Consider the following 16869-nt stretch of genomic DNA (forward strand, 5'->3'; position numbering starts at 1 on the left):
GATGTTAACCCGTGAACAGATGGCCATGCGCGTCGCCCGCGAGCTGCGCGACGGATATTACGTCAACCTGGGGATCGGCATTCCTACCCTGGTGGCGAATTACATTCCGGACGGGATGGATGTGATGCTCCAGTCGGAAAACGGACTGCTGGGGATGGGGGCTTTTCCTGACGAGCAGAGCCTCGACGCCGACATGATCAACGCCGGTAAACAGACCGTGACCGCACGCACGGGCGCGGCCATTTTCGACTCGGCCCAGTCGTTTGCCATGATCCGCGGCGGCCATGTTGACCTGACCGTGCTGGGCGCGTTTGAGGTGGACGTCGAGGGCAATATCGCCTCGTGGATGATCCCCGGAAAGATGGTGAAGGGCATGGGCGGCGCGATGGATCTCGTCGCCGGGGCGCAGAACATCATTGTGGTAATGACCCACGCGTCAAAAAGCGGTGAGTCAAAGCTGCTGTCGCGCTGCACGCTGCCGCTCACGGGCGCGGGCTGCATCCGCCGGGTCTTAACCGACCTCGCGCTGCTCGAGATCGTGGACGGCGCGTTCATCCTGCAGGAATACGCCCCCGGCGTCAGTATCGACGAAATAGTGGCTAAAACAGCCGGAAAAATGATTGTGGCGGACGACGTTCGCGAGATGCGCTTTAGCTGAGGACTCAGGATGAAAGAAGTCATGATTGTCGGGGCAACGCGGACCCCCATTGGCAGTTTTCGCGGATCGCTCGCGCCCCTCTCTGCGGCTGAGCTGGGGGCCGTCGCGGTTCATCGTCTGCTTGAGAACAGCGGTCTTCCTGCTGAGACGATAGATGAGGTGATTTTCGGCCAGGTGCTGACGGCGGGATGCGGACAAAACCCTGCGCGTCAGACGGCCATCGCCGCCGGGTTACCCGTCAGCACGCCAGCGACCACCGTCAACCTGGTCTGCGGTGCGGGATTAAAAGCGGTGCAGCTCGCCGCGCAGGCGATCCGCTGCGGCGACGCTGAGGTAGTGATTGCCGGCGGACAAGAGAGCATGAGCAACGCCCCCTATCTGCTGGACGGCGCACGTTCAGGGCTGCGTTTTGGCCATACGGGCCTGCAGGACAGCATGATCACGGACGGACTGTGGGACGCGTTCAACGATTACCACATGGGGTTCACGGCTGAAAACGTCGCCCGGCAGTACGGCATTTCCCGCGAGCAGCAGGACGCCTTTGCCGCCCGGTCGCAGCAAAAAGCGGCCTCTGCCGCCGAAGCGGGCCGGTTTGATACCGAGATTGCGCCGGTGACGGTGAAACAGGGTAAAAAACCGCCGCTTATCGTCAGCCGTGACGAACAGCCCCGGCCAGGCACCACCGCCGAGCAGCTTGCGCAGCTGCGCCCCGCCTTTTTGCATGAGGAAGGCACGGTCACGGCGGGAAATGCCTCCACGCTCAGCGACGGCGCCGCGACGGTGCTGCTGATGAGCGGCGAAAAGGCGCGGGAGAGCGGGCTGCCGATTCTGGGGCGCATCGTGAGCTATGCCGTGACGGGCGTTGACCCGTCGGTGATGGGCATCGGTCCGGTCAGCGCCTGCCAGAGCGCGCTGGCGCAGGCGGGCTGGACGCTCGATGACGTGGACCTCATCGAAGCCAATGAAGCCTTTGCCGCCCAGGCGCTGGCGGTGGGCAAGCAGCTCGGCTGGGATGAACGCAGGGTGAACGTTAACGGCGGCGCTATCGCCCTCGGTCATCCAATTGGTGCCTCCGGCTGCCGCATCCTCGTGACGCTGCTGCACGAAATGCAGCGCCGTGACGTTAAAAAAGGGCTCGTCACCCTGTGCGTAGGCGGCGGGCAAGGCATTGCCCTGACCGTTGAGCGTTAAACATCTCGTTGGTACCCGAATAATAATGACAGTGAGGAGTCGTGATGAGTGTATTAATTGCCCTGGCGGCGCTGGCGCTGCTGATGCTGGCGGCCTATCGCGGATACAGCGTGATTTTGTTTGCGCCGATTGCGGCGCTCGGCGCCGTGCTGCTGACCGATCCGGGCGCCGTCGGCCCGACGTTTACCGGTTTGTTCATGGAAAAAATGGTGGGCTTCGTCAAGCTCTACTTCCCGGTGTTCCTGCTGGGGGCGGTGTTTGGCAAACTGATTGAGCTTTCCGGCTTCTCGCGCTCCATCGTCGCCGCCGCGATTCAGATCCTCGGTCGTCGCCACGCCATCCCGGTGATTGTCCTGGTGTGCGCGCTGTTAACCTACGGCGGCGTGTCGCTGTTCGTGGTGGCGTTTGCGGTTTACCCGTTCGCCGCGGAACTGTTCCGCCAGAGCGGCATCCCTAAACGACTGATCCCGGCCACGGTGGCGCTGGGGGCATTCTCGTTTACCATGGATGCCCTGCCCGGCACGCCGCAGATCCAGAACATCATTCCCACCAGCTTCTTTGGTACCAACGCCTGGGCCGCGCCGTGGCTGGGGCTTATCGGCTCACTGTTTATTATCTTTTTTGGCCTGCTCTGGCTGGAGCGCCAGCGTCGTAAGGCGCTCAGCAACAACGAGGGTTACGGCACGGAACTGAAAAATGAACCGGAGACGCCGGACAACATTAACCTTCCGCATCCGCTGATTGCCATTGCCCCGCTGCTGGTAGTGGGCATACTCAACCTGCTGTTTACCCGCTGGATCCCCGGCTGGTACGGCACGACCCACGAGCTGACCCTGCCCGGTCTGGCGAAACCGATCGTGACCGAGGTGAGCAAGATCACCGCCATCTGGGCCGTGGAAGCGGCGCTGATCTCAGGTATCGTGCTGGTGCTGATTTTTGGCTTCCGCAACATCCGGGGACGCCTGGCAGAAGGCAGCCGGACGGCGGTGAGCGGTGCCATTCTGGCGGCGATGAATACCGCCTCGGAGTATGGTTTCGGCGCGGTTATCGCCGCCCTGCCCGGTTTTCTGGTGTTATCCCACGCGCTGGCAGCCATTCCGAATCCGCTGCTGAATGAAGCCATCAGCGTGACCGTTCTCGCCGGGATCACCGGCTCGGCATCCGGCGGGATGAGTATTGCCCTCGCCGCCATGGCCGACACGTTTGTCGCCGCCGCCCACGCCGCCAATATCCCGCTTGAGGTGCTGCACCGCGTGGCGTCAATGGCGAGCGGCGGTATGGATACGCTGCCCCATAACGGCGCGGTGATTACTCTGTTGGCGATTACCGGCCTGAGCCATCGCCAGGCCTACGGCGGCATTTTTGCTATCACCATCATTAAAAGTCTGGCAGTGCTTTTTGTCATTGCCGTGTTCTATCTGACCGGCATTGTGTAAGGAGAGAAAGATGAATCTGAACGGTAAAACCGCCCTGGTCACCGGCTCGACCAGCGGCATTGGCCTGGGGATCGCCCGCGTGCTGGCGAAGGCCGGGGCGCAGCTGATCCTCAACGGTTTCGGCGACAGCGAATCAGCAATAGTTGAGATTGCGCAACTGGGCAAAAAGCCGGGCTATCACGATGCGGACCTGCGTGACGTCCTGCAAATAGAAGCCCTGATGCGCTACGCCGAATCGCAGTTTGGCGGCGTGGACATTCTCGTCAACAACGCTGGCATACAGCACGTGGCGCCGGTTGACGCGTTTCCGGTGGAGAAATGGAACGACATTATCGCCATTAACCTCTCGTCGGTGTTTCACACCAGCCGGCTGGCACTCCCTGCCATGCGCGAGAAAAACTGGGGGCGCATCATTAATATCGCCTCCGTTCACGGGCTGGTCGCGTCAAAAGAGAAGTCGGCCTACGTGGCAGCCAAGCATGGCGTGGTGGGTTTTACCAAATCGCTGGCGCTGGAAACCGCGCGCACCGGCATTACCGCCAATACGATCTGTCCCGGCTGGGTGCTGACCCCGCTGGTGCAGCAGCAAATTGACAAACGTATCGCTGACGGCGTACCGCCGGAGCACGCTCGCGAACAGCTTCTGGCGGAAAAACAGCCTTCGGGCGAGTTTGTTACTCCGGAGCAGCTGGGCGAACTGGCGCTGTTTTTGTGTAGCGACAGCGCCGTGAACGTTCGCGGCGCCGCGTGGAATATGGATGGCGGCTGGGTCGCGCAGTGATGTTCAGGCCGGGTAAAGCGAATCCGCCCCCCGGCCAAAAGACTAGCTTGAGCAGCTGACCTCCAGCCGCTTGCCCCAGTCAGGCGGGCGGCTGACGTAATCATCATCCCGGTCGGCAAACGGCGTGCGCAACGCCACGTGCAGACGGTGTAATTCGTCGTACTCGCCCTGCTCTGCCTGCTCAATCGCCCGCTGCGCCAGCCAGTTGCGCAACACCATCGCCGGGTTCGTGGCGTTCATCTGCGTCTGACGGGTCGCGTCATCCACCTGCTCCTGCTGCAGCCGCGTGCGGTAGGATGCAAACCAGTCGTCAAACGCCTGTCTGTCAATAAACTCATCGCGCAGCGGCGAGGCGGCGCTGTGCTGCTCCGTCTGGCCCAGCATCCGGAAGGTACGGGTATAATCGCTGCCCTCACGCGCCATCAGGGCAAACAGGCCATTGAGGATGTCATTATCCCCCTTCTCCTGCGTCACCAGCCCCAGCTTGTTGCGCATCAGCGAGCCATATTCCCGCAGTAAGATCTCCTGATAGCTGTCGAGGGCATCATTCAGGGCATCAACATCGATAAACGGCGACAGGGTTTGTGCAAGCCGCTGCAGGTTCCACAGGCCCACCGCGGGCTGATTGTCAAAACTGTAGCGCCCCTGATAGTCAGAGTGGTTGCAGATGTACCCAGGCTGATAATCATCCAGGAAGCCAAACGGGCCGTAGTCAAAGGTCAACCCGAGAAGCGACATGTTGTCGGTATTCATGACGCCATGGGCAAAGCCTGCCGTTTGCCAGCGGGCAATCAGGGCTGCGGTTCGGGCCACCACGTCCCGGAACCAGAGAACGTATTTATCCGCCTCGTCCTGCCAGTGCGCCCAGTGGTGACGAATGGCGAAGTCTGCCAGTTGGCGCACCTTTTCCGGCTCGCGACGATAGTAAAAGTGCTCAAAATGGCCGAAGCGCAGATGGCTTTGCGCGATACGCATCAGCATGGCGCCCTTTTCCACGGTTTCGCGCACAACCGGCGTGTCGCTGGTCACGATCGACAGCGCTCGGGTGGTGGGGATACCCAGGGCATGCATCGCTTCGGAGCCCAGGCACTCGCGGATCGTTGAACGCAGAACCGCACGCCCGTCGCCCATCCGCGAATACGGCGTCAGGCCCGCGCCTTTGAGGTGCCAGTCAACCGTCTCCCCGTTGGGAAGCTGTTGTTCACCGAGCAGGATCCCCCTGCCGTCGCCCAGCTGTCCTGCCCAGACGCCAAACTGATGTCCGCTGTAGACCTGAGCCAGGGGTTGCATACCGGCGAGAAGCGTTTCGCCTCCCCAGACGCCAGCGCTCTCTGAACGCTGAAACAGCTCAGGCGGAATGGCCAACTCTTCTGCCAGCCGATCGTTATGCCAGATAAGACGTGAATTTTGTAATGGTGTGGGTTTGAGTGCGGTATAAAATCCCGGCAACTCGTCATGCCAGCGAGCAGTAAAAGACAGGGTCATAAGTCCTCCTGCTTTTAGTGTAGAGGGTTTACCCGGACTTAAACACGGGCGAAAGCAAGGGTTATCGCTGTTGAACCAGCGTAGTGACGTGTTCCGCCGAGACGGCAGGCCAGAGTGTTCCCTGCATGGCGCCAAAATTGAAGGACAAAACGCGTTGCAACAGGCCGTGGTCATCAATGCCTGAGACAATCACAGACTGGCAGTGCGGCGTGATTTGCCAGAGGATGGCACGCATAAAGGGCTCAAAAGAGAGCTCCGCCGCACGCTGCTGAATGAAGCCTTTATCGAGAATGACCCGTTTAAATAATCCATCGTAGACCGCCTTGAGCGATGCCGCGCCTGCGCCAAAGTTTGCCAGCACCAACGGAAAATGGATCGCCATTCTTGCCAGCTGAAGATCGTCCTTTCCGTTATTTAAACCTGGATAATTCTCATTAACAGTAAACTCAAGAAACGGATAACGCTCAAGAATTGAAACAGCGTTTCCATTACTTAATAAAAATTCAACTATTGCAGGTGTAATATTGATCCATGCAATTAACTGATGCTGAATAAAAAACAGTTTACAGGTATCAAGCAATTGCAATTTTTCGTTAAACAGCGTTAACTCTTCAGCCGCTGAAAGTCGTGGGATAACAAGCTCAGTGGGGATCCGCACATCGCTGCCGACGCCAGTAAAGTTAACCAGAATTTCTAAACCTTTAAGCTCCCCTGCGCTATTACGGGCAGGCAGAAGCAGCAGTTCAGACTGGTAAGCATTATCTAGCGTAATTATCATTGCACTCGCCCCGCATTAAAGATGAGAGAGGACATCCTGGAGCAATTGCCAACACAATTCCACTGTCTTGATTTTAATAAGATTAATTTCATTAGTTCCGTATTAATTTTCAGATTTATCCCTGAATCTAAAATAATCTTATCCTGGTTGCAGAATAATAGCCAGTTTTAGATAAAACAGACACATGCGGGATTCGCTAATTTTAGATAAATTTAACTTTAATCATCTTATTTGAGAAAAAACGGCATGTTTTATTCGTTTCCATGCCGTCATAAGAGTGGTATACGACGAAGACTATATACGTCGTGCCTGCCAGAAATTTTTACGCCAGTAGACATTATCCAGGGAAGAGCGCATCACGCCGCGGCTGGTCGAGGCGTGAATGAACTGATTGTCTGTATCATATATGCCCACGTGAAGACCGCTTTCCCCCGATCCGGTTTTGAAGAAAACCAGGTCCCCGGGCAGAAGATCGTCTTTATCAATTTCCGTGCCGATTTCTGCCTGTTTGCGCGTTTCGCGCGGCAGCTGTAAATCAAACTTGTCGCGGAAGGTCATCAGAACGAAGCCGGAGCAATCCACACCGCCGCGGCTCATGCCGCCGTAGCGATAAGGCGTGCCGCGCCAGTTGCTCAGCTGATCGTTGAGGCTGGCGATGACGGTGATCGAATCTGAAAGCCGTGGGTTAGGCGGCGGTGCACGATGGCTACTGCATCCCGCAAGAAAAAGTGCGGCCATCAGGAGAAACCAGAATCGCATTTTCAGACGAATCCTCTGCTTTTTTTGTTCTTTTCGTAATTTAGCGTGCAACTGCACTCACAGGCAAGAAACGCTTACTCCTGCCCGGTCGAAATCAGCATCTTATGGCCCTCGATATCCAGCCTGCGGAACGACATGTTGTACGCGCGGGCAAGATTGGGCGGCGTCAGAACCTGATCCCGCGTACCGCTGGCGATCATCTTCCCCTTCGCCAGCAGCCACACCCGGTGGGCATGTCGCAAGGTGTGGTTGAGGTCATGACTGCTCATCACCACGGCGATGCCTTTTCGGCTCAGCGCGCTTAGCAGCGTATCCAGGGCCGCCTGCTGCGCCACATCCAGACCGCTCATCGGTTCATCGAGAAGCAGCATCCGACCATGCGGGTTACCGGCCGGGTGGATCTGGACGATGACAGCCGCCAGACGTACCCGCTGCCATTCGCCGCCGGATAGCTGGCTGACATGCCGGGAGAGTTTATCTTCCAGCCCCAGCGCCGCGGCCACGTCCGCCAGCAGCGCCGTACGGTGTTTGTCGTGCAAATGCAGCATCAGATACTGCCAGACCGGCATCGCAAAAGGCGGCACCTGCTGCTGCACGAGATAGCTGCGCCGATGCGCCAGTGAGACCGGCGACCAGTCGGCCAGCGTATGCTCCAGCAACGTTATCTGCCCTTCTCCGGCAGTCATGCCCGCCATCCTTGCCAGCAGCGTGCTCTTTCCGGCGCCGTTTGGCCCGACAAGATGCAGGATTTCTCCCGCATTGACGGTGCCGGTTATCGGCTCCAGACGTCCCTTCTCGGCAACGTCCGTGAGCTGCATCAGCAGCGACATTATTTCGCCAGCGCCAGCTTGATAGATTCCATGACGATCGGATCTTCAGGGGTCATATCCGGTGAAAAACGCTGAACGACCTGGCCATCGCGACCTATCAGGAATTTTTCAAAGTTCCACAGAATATCGTCCGGGTAAAGCGGCGCGCGGCCTTTACTGGCCATGCGTTCATAAAAACCGCTGCCTTCCGGCGCAACGGCCTTCGGTGCGGCAGCGATCAGCTTCGCATACAGCGGATGGCGGCCTTCACCGTTGACATCGATTTTGCTGAACAGCGGGAACGTCACGCCGTAAGTGGTGCTGCAGAAGGTTTTGATCTCCTCTTCGCTGCCCGGCTCCTGGCCGAGGAACTGGTTGCAGGGGAAGCCCAGCACGGTAAAACCGTCTTTCTCCCAGGCCTTCTGAATGTTTTCCAGCTGCTCGTACTGCGGCGTCAGGCCGCATTTGGATGCCACGTTGACGATCAGCAACACGTTGCCTTTGTAGCCTTCCAGCGTGGTTTTATCGCCATCAATGGTGGTCACTTCAGTATTCAGGATATCTGACTGCATAGCATTTCCTCAGGTTGTCGATTTAACGTCCAGCTTTTAATAGTAGCCAGATAAAGACCGGCGCGCCCAGCGTGGCGGTCACCACGCCGATGGGCAGCTCTGCGGCCGTCAGGGCAAGCCGGGCGATGATGTCAGCTACCAGCAGCGTGACGGCCCCGGCAACCGCCGAGGCCGGAAGCAGAGTTCGATGGTCCGTGAGGCCGCACAGACGGAGCATGTGCGGGATCACCAGGCCAATAAAGCCAATCGCACCCGCCAGGGCCACGCTGACGCCGACCAGCCAGCCAATGGCGATCACCAGCACATTACGCCAGAACCCAATCGGCATGCCCAACTGGCGGGCTGAGGTTTCACCCAGCGCGAGCATATTCAGCGGCTGCGCCTGCAGGGCAGCCCACACAATGATCGGCACCAGCAGCGCCATAAGCCAGCCCTGCTGCCAGTCGACGCCGCCAAAGCCGCCCATCATCCAGTACATGAGCTGCCGCAGGTCAAAGGAGGTCGAGAAGTAGACCGCCCAGGTCATCAGCGCGCTGCAGATGATCCCCAGCGCCACGCCGGCAAGCAGCAGACGGCTGGTCGATAAATGCCGTCTGGCAAAACGAAGCAGGATGAGCGTTATCAGTAATGCGCCAAGGATCGCGCTCAGGCTAATACGCCATCCGGAGAGTTCGCCTCCGCCCAGCATTACCGCCGCAATCAGCCCCACGCCCGCACCGTTGGACACGCCGAGCAGCCCGGGCTCCGCCAGGGGATTCTCAAACAATGCCTGCATTATGGTGCCGCACAGCGCCAGCGCGGCGCCCACCAGCATCACCGCGACGGTCCGCGGCAGACGAATTTGCCAGACGAAGAGCTGTCCGTCAGGCCCCCACCAGCTTTCGGGCCCTATCCATCGATCACCGGCGCAGAGGCTAACGCCTGCGGCAATAATGAGCAGCAGCGCCAGCAAAAGCAGGCGACGCCGATCGGAACGGTGCTGGTGATGGGCATAATCAAGCATGTGTACGGTTTTAGTAGCGTGAGATGTAATTGATTTTACGGCGGGTTTACCAAAGAGCGCAAAGAAAAAAGGCCGCGTGGGCGGCCTTTTTAGTTAGTTCATATTACTCTGCTTTGGGCGTTGCGTTTTCGACACGGCTTTTTAACTTCTGGCCGGGTCTGAAGGTCACCACGCGGCGGGCTGTAATGGGAATATCTTCCCCCGTCTTCGGGTTGCGGCCCGGACGTTGGTTTTTGTCGCGCAAATCAAAATTGCCAAAACCGGAGAGTTTTACCTGCTCACCATTTTCCAGAGCACGACGGATCTCTTCGAAAAACAGCTCTACCAGCTCTTTGGCATCCCGTTTGCTAAGCCCAAGCTTATCAAACAGATATTCTGACATTTCAGCTTTTGTAAGCGCCATAGGTTCAATCCCTCAATGATGCCTGGAATCGCTCTTTTAATGCCTCTACACATTTGGCGACGGTAGCGGCAATCTCCTCTTCTTCGAGTGTACGGCTGGTATCCTGAAGGATCAGGCTGATAGCCAGGCTCTTAAAGCCCTCTGCTACGCCCTTGCCGCGGTACACGTCAAATAAGTTTACGCCAACTACCTGATTTACGCCAACTTTCTTACATTCGGCCAAAATATCTGCTGCGGGCACATTTTCCGCGACCACAACCGCGATATCACGGCGGTTTGCCGGGAAGCGGGAGACGTCCTGAGCCTGAGGAATCACGCGGTCTGCCACCAGGTTCCATTCCAGCTCGAACACGATGGTACGGCCGTTCAGGTCCAGTTTACGCTCCAGTTCAGGGTGAACAACCCCAATAAAACCAATGCGTTTGCCGTCTAAATAGAGGGCAGCGCTCTGGCCTGGATGCAGGGCCGGGATGGCTTCTGCGCGGAATTCAATTTCAGATAATTTACCGGTCAGATCCAGAATCGCTTCCAGATCGCCCTTCATATCGTAGAAATCAACCGTGCCTTTTGCCAGGTCCCAGTGTTCTTCATAGCGGTTACCGCTGATGGCGCCAGCCAGCATGAGATCCTGACGGATGCCTAAATTTGCCTGATTATCCGGTACAAAGCGCAAACCGCTTTCGAAAATTCGCACGCGGTTTTGCTGGCGATTCTGGTTATAAACGATAGTGCCCAGCAGGCCCGTCCACAGGGACAGACGCATCGCGGACATTTCGCTGGAGATTGGGCTTGGCAGGATCAGCGCTTCCTGACCCGGGTGGATCAGCTGCTGCAGTTTTGGATCAACAAAGCTGTAGGTGATCACTTCCTGGTAGCCTTTGTCGTTCAGCATGGTTTTCACACGCTTCAGGGACAGGTCGGCTTCACGGTGGGTGCCCATCACCAGACCGGCCTGGACAGGTTCGTCAGGGATGTTGTTGTAGCCATAAACACGGGCCACTTCTTCCACCAGATCTTCTTCAATTTCCATGTCGAAACGCCATGACGGCGCAACGGCTTTCCACTCACCCTGACCTTCGGTCACGTCGCAACCCAGACGCTTCAGGATATCGGTCACCTGCGCATCGGCAACGTGGTGCCCAATCAGACGATCCAGCTTGCTGCGGCGCAGGGTGATGGTCGCACGCTTCGGCAGCGTGGCTTCGTTGGTGACGTCGATCACCGGGCCCGCTTCGCCGCCGCAGATGTCGATCAGCAGGCGGGTTGCACGCTCCATCGCTTTGTACTGCAGCGCCGGGTCAACACCGCGCTCATAACGATGAGACGCATCGGTGTGCAGACCGTGACGGCGTGCGCGACCGGTGATAGAGAGCGGGCTGAAGAACGCGCACTCCAGCAGCACGTTTTGGGTTTCGTCGTTGACGCCCGAATGCTCGCCACCGAAGATACCGCCCATTGCCAGCGCTTTGCTGTGGTCAGCAATCACCAGGGTGTCGGCGTTCAGTTTCGCTTCGCTGCCGTCCAGCAGAACCAGGGTTTCACCCTCTTTCGCCATGCGCACCACAATGCCGCCTTCGATACGATCTTTATCGAACGCGTGCATTGGCTGGCCCAGCTCCAGCAAAACGTAGTTGGTCACGTCAACCACGGCGTCGATAGAGCGAATACCGCAGCGGCGCAGCTTCTCTTTCATCCACAGCGGGGTGGGTGCTTTCACGTTGATGCCTTTCACCACGCGACCGAGATAGCGCGGGCAGGCATCCGCAGCATCAACCTGAATAGGCAGCACGTCACTGATGGTCGCTTCAACCGGCGCAATCTCCGGCGCGTTCAGCTCGGTCTGGTTCAGTACGGCCACGTCGCGGGCCACGCCGATGATCCCTAAGCAGTCGGCACGGTTTGGCGTGACGCTGATTTCGATGGTGTTGTCATCAAGCTTCAGGTATTCGCGGATATCGGTGCCGACTGGCGCATCCAGCGGCAGCTCAATGATGCCGTTGTGGTCGTCGGAAATACCCAGCTCGGAGAAGGAGCACAGCATGCCTTCAGACGGCTCGCCGCGCAGCTTAGCCGCTTTGATTTTGAAATCGCCCGGCAGTACCGCACCGACGGTCGCCACGGCCACTTTCAGCCCCTGACGACAGTTTGGCGCACCGCAGACGATATCCAGCAGACGGTCACCGCCTACGTTTACTTTTGTTACGCGCAGTTTGTCCGCGTTAGGATGCTGGCCGCACTCTACCACTTCGCCGACGACCACGCCGTTGAAGGCGCCGGAAACCGGCTCAACGCCGTCCACTTCCAGACCTGCCATGGTGATCTGGTTAGAAAGCGCGTCGCTGTCCAGCGTGGTGTTCACCCACTCGCGTAACCACAGTTCACTGAATTTCATTGTTCTGTCCTGCCCTTATTTAAACTGTTTGAGGAAACGCAGATCGTTTTCGAAGAATGCACGTAAGTCGGTCACGCCGTAGCGCAGCATGGTCAGACGCTCCATACCCATACCGAAGGCAAAGCCGGAGTAAACTTCCGGATCGATACCCACGTTGCGCAGTACGTTTGGATGCACCATGCCGCAGCCCAGCACTTCCAGCCATTTGCCGTTTTTGCCCATCACGTCAACTTCCGCAGACGGTTCAGTGAACGGGAAGTAGGACGGACGGAAACGAACCTGCAGATCTTCCTCAAAGAAGTTGTTCAGGAAATCGTGCAGCGTGCCCTTCAGGTTGGTGAAGCTGATGTTTTTATCAACAATCAGGCCTTCCATCTGGTGGAACATTGGGGTGTGGGTCTGATCGTAGTCGTTACGATAGACGCGGCCCGGCGCGATAATACGGATTGGCGGTGCCTGATCCTTCATGGTACGGATCTGAACGCCGGAGGTCTGGGTACGCAGCAGACGCGTCGCGTCGAACCAGAAAGTGTCGTGGTCAGCGCGTGCCGGATGATGGCCAGGAATGTTCAGGGCATCGAAGTTGTGGTAATCATCTTCGATTTCCGGGCCAGTCGCCACGGTAAAGCCGAGCTCACCGAAGAAACTTTCAATGCGATCGATGGTACGGGTAACCGGGTGCAGACCGCCGTTCTCAATGCGGCGACCCGGCAGAGAGACGTCGATCGTCTCTGCGGCCAGACGCGCATTCAGTACCGCGCTTTCCAGCTCGGCTTTACGTGCGTTCAGCGCCTGCTGTACCTGTTCTTTCGCTTCGTTAATCACCGCCCCCGCTGCCGGGCGCTCTTCTGGCGGCAGCTCACGCAGGGTTGTCATTTGAAGGGTCAAGTGCCCTTTCTTCCCAAGATATTCGACGCGGACATTGTCTAACGCGGCAACATCTGAGGCCTGATTAATGGCGGCTGTTGCACTGGCAACCAGCTCTGCGAGATGTGACATGATTTTCCTCATTATGTCGGTGCAGACACCGATTTGGTGGAGTTATTCTCTCAAATTCAGGCACAAAAAAAGCCTCCATCGGGAGGCTTATCTGGCGCTGTTTTTCGTTTCATCTTTCACGCGCTAGCCTCCTGAAGTCAGGTGCTAAAGTAAAAGAAGAAGCGGAAAATAGCAGCATTCATGCTTGCGTTACCTTGTTGGGTAAAAACCGTTGAGACCTTATTGAAAAGCCTGCACGAGTAAATGTCAATCTTCTTACAGGGTTATATGAAAAGAGGGAGCCAGGCCCCCTCTCTCAACTGGCTTATGCCAGTGCTGCTTTCGCTTTTTCGACCAGAGCGGTGAACGCTACTTTGTCGAATACTGCGATGTCAGCCAGGATCTTACGGTCGATTTCAACAGAGGCTTTTTTCAGGCCGTTGATGAATTTGCTGTAAGAAATACCGTTCTGACGTGCTGCTGCGTTGATACGCGCAATCCACAGTTGACGGAACTGACGCTTACGCTGACGACGGTCACGGTAAGCGTACTGACCTGCTTTGATAACAGCCTGGAAGGCAACGCGGTATACGCGTGAACGCGCACCGTAGTAGCCTTTAGCTTGTTTCAAAATTTTCTTGTGACGTGCACGTGCAATTACACCACGTTTTACGCGAGCCATGTGTGCTCTCCTGTATCTATTCTAAGTTAAAAAAGTTAAACGAAACGACTTATGCGTACGGCAGGCACGCGATGACCAGGCCCAGATCGCCTTTAGAAACCATGGCTTTTGGACGCAGGTGACGTTTACGCTTGGTAGCTTTCTTAGTCAGAATGTGACGCAGGTTAGCGTGCTTGTGCTTAAAACCACCTTTACCGGTTTTTTTGAAGCGCTTAGCAGCACCGCGTACGGTCTTAATTTTTGGCATTTTAATAACTTCCACTTCGCATTGTTAAATAAACGAAACATAGGCGAACAAAACCTATGAAACCCGAAGGCTCCACAGATTTTGCTGCTTGAAGGCCTTACTGTTTCTTCTTAGGAGCGAGCACCATGATCATCTGGCGGCCTTCGATCTTCGTAGGGAAGGATTCGACTACTGCCAGTTCACTCAGATCGTCACGGACGCGGTTAAGCACTTCCATACCAATCTGTTGGTGGGCCATCTCACGACCGCGGAAACGCAGTGTGATCTTGGCCTTATCGCCATCTTCCAGAAAGCGAATCAGGCTGCGGAGTTTTACCTGATAATCGCCATCGTCGGTACCAGGACGGAATTTGATTTCCTTAACCTGGATAACTTTTTGCTTCTTCTTCTGTTCCTTAGAAGACTTACTCTTTTCATAAAGGAACTTGCCGTAGTCCATGATACGACAAACTGGCGGTTCGGCGTTAGGGCTGATTTCAACTAAATCTACTCCAGCTTCTTCAGCCTTTTCGATTGCTTCTCTCAGACTCACAATCCCCAGCTGCTCGCCTTCCAGACCTGTTAAGCGAACTTCCTGGGCGCGAATCTCGCCATTGATACGATTCGGACGTGCCGTTTGAACTCGTTTTCCGCCTTTAATACCTTATTCCTCCAGTTGTTGAAGACTGCGGCTGCGAATCTCTTGTTGCAGCTTCTCAATCACTTCACTTACGTCCAGGCTGCCCAGGTCTTTACCACGGCGGGTGCGAACGGCAACTTTGCCTGCTTCCACCTCTTTATCACCACAGACCAACATATACGGGACACGACGTAAAGTGTGCTCGCGGATTTTAAAGCCAATCTTCTCATTTCTCAAGTCTGCTTTTACGCGAATGCCCGCATTTTGTAGTTTCTGCGTCAATTCTTTAACGTAATCTGCCTGAGAATCGGTAATGTTCATCACCACCACCTGCACCGGCGCAAGCCAGGTTGGGAAGAAGCCGGCGAACTCTTCGGTCAGGATGCCGATGAAGCGCTCCAGAGAACCGAGAATGGCACGGTGAATCATTACCGGCACCTGACGCTCGTTGTCTTCGCCTACATAAGAGGCGCTTAAACGCTGCGGCAGGGAGAAGTCCAGCTGTACAGTACCGCACTGCCAAGCTCTGTCGAGGCAGTCATACAGGGTAAATTCAATTTTCGGACCGTAGAATGCGCCCTCGCCCAGCTGGTATTCGAACGGAATACCGTTCTCTTCCAGCGCCACGGCGAGATCCGCTTCTGCGCGATCCCAGGTCTCATCGCTACCGATACGTTTTTCCGGACGCGTTGAGAGTTTGACCACGATCTTCTCGAAGCCAAAGGTGCTGTACATATCGTAGACCATACGAATACAGGCGTTAACTTCGTCACGGACCTGATCTTCGGTACAGAAGATATGCGCATCATCCTGCGTAAAGCCACGCACGCGCATCAGACCGTGCAGCGCACCTGATGGCTCGTTACGGTGGCAGCTACCGAACTCCGCCATACGCAGCGGCAGGTCACGGTAGGATTTCAGACCCTGGTTGAAGATCTGAACGTGTCCCGGGCAGTTCATTGGCTTGATGCAGTATTCACGGTTCTCAGACGAGGTGGTGAACATCGCATCCTTGTAGTTGTCCCAGTGGCCGGTTTTTTCCCACAGCACACGGTCCATCATGAACGGGCCTTTCACTTCCTGATACTGGTACTCTTTCAGCTTGGAGCGTACGAAGGTTTCCAGTTCACGGAAGATGGTCCAGCCATCGTTATGCCAGAACACCATACCCGGCGCTTCTTCCTGCATGTGGTACAGGTCAAGCTGCTTGCCGATTTTACGGTGGTCACGCTTCGCCGCCTCTTCCAGGCGCAGCAGGTAGGCGTTCAGGGCTTTTTTATCGGCCCACGCGGTACCATAGATACGCTGCAACATCTTGTTGTTGCTGTCGCCACGCCAGTAGGCGCCGGCAATCTTCATCAGCTTAAAGTGATGACAGAAGCGCATGTTCGGCACGTGCGGTCCACGGCACATGTCGACGTATTCTTCGTGATGGTACAAGCCAGGCTTGTCATCATGCGAAATGTTTTCGTCAAGAATCGAGACCTTATAGCTCTCGCCACGCTTCACGAAGGTTTCACGCGCTTCGTGCCAGCTGACTTTCTTCTTGATGACGTCATAGTTTGTTTCGGCGAGCTCGTGCATACGTTTTTCGAGCGCGTCGATATCTTCCTGAGTCAGGGTGTGGTCAAGGTCAACGTCGTAGTAGAAACCATTATCGATAACCGGACCGATCGCCATTTTGGTGTTTGGCCACAGCTGTTTGATGGCATGGCCTAACAGGTGCGCGCAGGAGTGACGAATGATCTCCAGACCTTCTTCATCTTTTGCGGTAATGATCGCAAGCGTCGCATCGTTTTCGATCAGATCGGAGGCATCTACCAGCTCACCGTTAACGCGGCCGGCGATAGTCGCTTTCGCGAGACCAGGACCGATGTCCAGGGCAACATCCATTGGGCTAACAGCACGGTCGAAATGGCGTTGGCTGCCATCAGGAAGAGTAATTACAGGCATTTTATATCCTTATTTGCAGTGATGCCCCACACATAAGAGCATATACAAAGAAAATAATCGTGATTTGACAATAGATTACGACACCATCTGACCAACAATCGTCAAATTGGTTCGTCATCATTC

General features: G+C 56.3%; 18 protein-coding genes and 1 other annotated feature. Of the genes, 4 read left to right on the top strand and 14 right to left on the bottom strand.

What is annotated here, in order from left to right:
* Position 1: 1 nt before the first annotated feature.
* From CWR52_RS02960 to CWR52_RS02975, 4 genes are read left to right on the top strand one after another with little or no spacing between them, the layout of a single operon-like run.
* Positions 2-658, top strand: a complete 657-nt coding sequence (locus tag CWR52_RS02960; protein WP_104948807.1) for a CoA transferase subunit B — start codon at positions 2-4, stop codon at positions 656-658.
* Between the two features lie 9 nt (positions 659-667).
* Positions 668-1849 (top strand): acetyl-CoA C-acetyltransferase, encoded by a 1182-nt coding sequence (locus CWR52_RS02965; RefSeq protein ID WP_104948808.1) that lies wholly within the window; start codon positions 668-670, stop codon positions 1847-1849.
* Between the two features lie 41 nt (positions 1850-1890).
* The gene (locus CWR52_RS02970; RefSeq protein WP_201268149.1) at positions 1891-3285 is read left to right on the top strand and encodes a GntP family permease; all 1395 of its coding nucleotides are present in this window, start codon (positions 1891-1893) and stop codon (positions 3283-3285) included.
* A gap of 10 nt (positions 3286-3295) precedes the next feature.
* Positions 3296-4066, top strand: coding sequence for a 3-hydroxybutyrate dehydrogenase (locus tag CWR52_RS02975; RefSeq protein WP_045910269.1), 771 nt, complete (start codon positions 3296-3298; stop codon positions 4064-4066).
* A 42-nt stretch (positions 4067-4108) separates the two neighbouring features.
* On the opposite strand, the gene selO is transcribed toward CWR52_RS02975, so the two are convergent.
* The 14 genes from selO to thrS form a co-directional block, all read right to left on the bottom strand.
* Positions 4109-5551 carry a protein adenylyltransferase SelO gene (gene selO / locus CWR52_RS02980; RefSeq protein WP_104948810.1) on the bottom strand — a complete coding sequence of 481 codons (1443 nt, stop codon included), beginning with the start codon at positions 5549-5551 and terminating at the stop codon, positions 4109-4111.
* A gap of 61 nt (positions 5552-5612) precedes the next feature.
* The gene (locus CWR52_RS02985; protein ID WP_048027544.1) at positions 5613-6329 is read right to left on the bottom strand and encodes an EAL domain-containing protein; all 717 of its coding nucleotides are present in this window, start codon (positions 6327-6329) and stop codon (positions 5613-5615) included.
* Positions 6330-6623: 294 nt separating this feature from the next.
* Positions 6624-7088 (bottom strand): NlpC/P60 family protein, encoded by a 465-nt coding sequence (locus CWR52_RS02990; protein ID WP_008500650.1) that lies wholly within the window; start codon positions 7086-7088, stop codon positions 6624-6626.
* A gap of 74 nt (positions 7089-7162) precedes the next feature.
* Entirely contained in the window at positions 7163-7918 is a 756-nt protein-coding gene (btuD, locus tag CWR52_RS02995) for a vitamin B12 ABC transporter ATP-binding protein BtuD (RefSeq protein ID WP_045910266.1), read from the bottom strand.
* Entirely contained in the window at positions 7918-8469 is a 552-nt protein-coding gene (locus CWR52_RS03000; protein WP_048027541.1) for a glutathione peroxidase, read from the bottom strand. The genes btuD and CWR52_RS03000 overlap by 1 nt, the downstream gene beginning before the upstream one ends.
* A 22-nt stretch (positions 8470-8491) precedes the next feature.
* The gene (btuC, locus tag CWR52_RS03005) at positions 8492-9472 is read right to left on the bottom strand and encodes a vitamin B12 ABC transporter permease BtuC (protein WP_104948811.1); all 981 of its coding nucleotides are present in this window, start codon (positions 9470-9472) and stop codon (positions 8492-8494) included.
* A gap of 103 nt (positions 9473-9575) precedes the next feature.
* A complete protein-coding gene (gene ihfA / locus CWR52_RS03010; protein WP_003857805.1) occupies positions 9576-9875 on the bottom strand; it encodes an integration host factor subunit alpha in 300 nt (99 codons plus the stop codon).
* Positions 9876-9879: 4 nt separating this feature from the next.
* Positions 9880-12267: a phenylalanine--tRNA ligase subunit beta gene (gene pheT / locus CWR52_RS03015; protein ID WP_104948812.1), complete on the bottom strand. Its 2388-nt coding sequence runs from the start codon at positions 12265-12267 to the stop codon at positions 9880-9882.
* Between the two features lie 15 nt (positions 12268-12282).
* A complete protein-coding gene (gene pheS, locus CWR52_RS03020; RefSeq protein ID WP_021241084.1) occupies positions 12283-13266 on the bottom strand; it encodes a phenylalanine--tRNA ligase subunit alpha in 984 nt (327 codons plus the stop codon).
* Positions 13267-13328: 62 nt separating this feature from the next.
* Positions 13329-13453, bottom strand: a sequence feature (Phe leader region).
* On the bottom strand, positions 13404-13448 hold the full coding sequence (pheM, locus tag CWR52_RS23185) for a pheST operon leader peptide PheM (protein ID WP_001386830.1): 45 nt from the start codon (positions 13446-13448) through the stop codon (positions 13404-13406). (Overlaps the previous feature by 45 nt.)
* Before the next feature lie 117 nt (positions 13454-13570).
* Positions 13571-13927 (bottom strand): 50S ribosomal protein L20, encoded by a 357-nt coding sequence (rplT, locus tag CWR52_RS03030; protein WP_000124850.1) that lies wholly within the window; start codon positions 13925-13927, stop codon positions 13571-13573.
* Between the two features lie 49 nt (positions 13928-13976).
* A complete protein-coding gene (gene rpmI / locus CWR52_RS03035; protein WP_001124225.1) occupies positions 13977-14174 on the bottom strand; it encodes a 50S ribosomal protein L35 in 198 nt (65 codons plus the stop codon).
* Between the two features lie 97 nt (positions 14175-14271).
* Positions 14272-14814 (bottom strand): translation initiation factor IF-3, encoded by a 543-nt coding sequence (infC, locus tag CWR52_RS03040; RefSeq protein ID WP_023616141.1) that lies wholly within the window; start codon positions 14812-14814, stop codon positions 14272-14274.
* A 3-nt stretch (positions 14815-14817) separates the two neighbouring features.
* Positions 14818-16746, bottom strand: a complete 1929-nt coding sequence (thrS, locus tag CWR52_RS03045; protein ID WP_008500657.1) for a threonine--tRNA ligase — start codon at positions 16744-16746, stop codon at positions 14818-14820.
* Between the last annotated feature and the right edge of the window lie 123 nt (positions 16747-16869).

The sequence above is a fragment of the Enterobacter sp. SGAir0187 genome, from assembly GCF_002952735.2.
GTDB lineage: Bacteria > Pseudomonadota > Gammaproteobacteria > Enterobacterales > Enterobacteriaceae > Enterobacter > Enterobacter quasiroggenkampii.

What these genes read in the sequence shown, in the direction of transcription:
- ihfA (WP_003857805.1), bottom strand. Translation starts at nt 9,875, where the DNA reads ATGGCGCTTACAAAAGCTGAAATGTCAGAATATCTGTTTGATAAGCTT.
- CWR52_RS02965 (WP_104948808.1), top strand. Translation starts at nt 668, where the DNA reads ATGAAAGAAGTCATGATTGTCGGGGCAACGCGGACCCCCATTGGCAGT.
- CWR52_RS02990 (WP_008500650.1), bottom strand. Translation starts at nt 7,088, where the DNA reads ATGCGATTCTGGTTTCTCCTGATGGCCGCACTTTTTCTTGCGGGATGC.
- CWR52_RS02975 (WP_045910269.1), top strand. Translation starts at nt 3,296, where the DNA reads ATGAATCTGAACGGTAAAACCGCCCTGGTCACCGGCTCGACCAGCGGC.
- btuC (WP_104948811.1), bottom strand. Translation starts at nt 9,472, where the DNA reads ATGCTTGATTATGCCCATCACCAGCACCGTTCCGATCGGCGTCGCCTG.
- CWR52_RS03000 (WP_048027541.1), bottom strand. Translation starts at nt 8,469, where the DNA reads ATGCAGTCAGATATCCTGAATACTGAAGTGACCACCATTGATGGCGAT.
- pheT (WP_104948812.1), bottom strand. Translation starts at nt 12,267, where the DNA reads ATGAAATTCAGTGAACTGTGGTTACGCGAGTGGGTGAACACCACGCTG.
- rpmI (WP_001124225.1), bottom strand. Translation starts at nt 14,174, where the DNA reads ATGCCAAAAATTAAGACCGTACGCGGTGCTGCTAAGCGCTTCAAAAAA.
- pheS (WP_021241084.1), bottom strand. Translation starts at nt 13,266, where the DNA reads ATGTCACATCTCGCAGAGCTGGTTGCCAGTGCAACAGCCGCCATTAAT.
- btuD (WP_045910266.1), bottom strand. Translation starts at nt 7,918, where the DNA reads ATGTCGCTGCTGATGCAGCTCACGGACGTTGCCGAGAAGGGACGTCTG.
- CWR52_RS02960 (WP_104948807.1), top strand. Translation starts at nt 2, where the DNA reads ATGTTAACCCGTGAACAGATGGCCATGCGCGTCGCCCGCGAGCTGCGC.
- rplT (WP_000124850.1), bottom strand. Translation starts at nt 13,927, where the DNA reads ATGGCTCGCGTAAAACGTGGTGTAATTGCACGTGCACGTCACAAGAAA.
- thrS (WP_008500657.1), bottom strand. Translation starts at nt 16,746, where the DNA reads ATGCCTGTAATTACTCTTCCTGATGGCAGCCAACGCCATTTCGACCGT.
- CWR52_RS02985 (WP_048027544.1), bottom strand. Translation starts at nt 6,329, where the DNA reads ATGATAATTACGCTAGATAATGCTTACCAGTCTGAACTGCTGCTTCTG.
- selO (WP_104948810.1), bottom strand. Translation starts at nt 5,551, where the DNA reads ATGACCCTGTCTTTTACTGCTCGCTGGCATGACGAGTTGCCGGGATTT.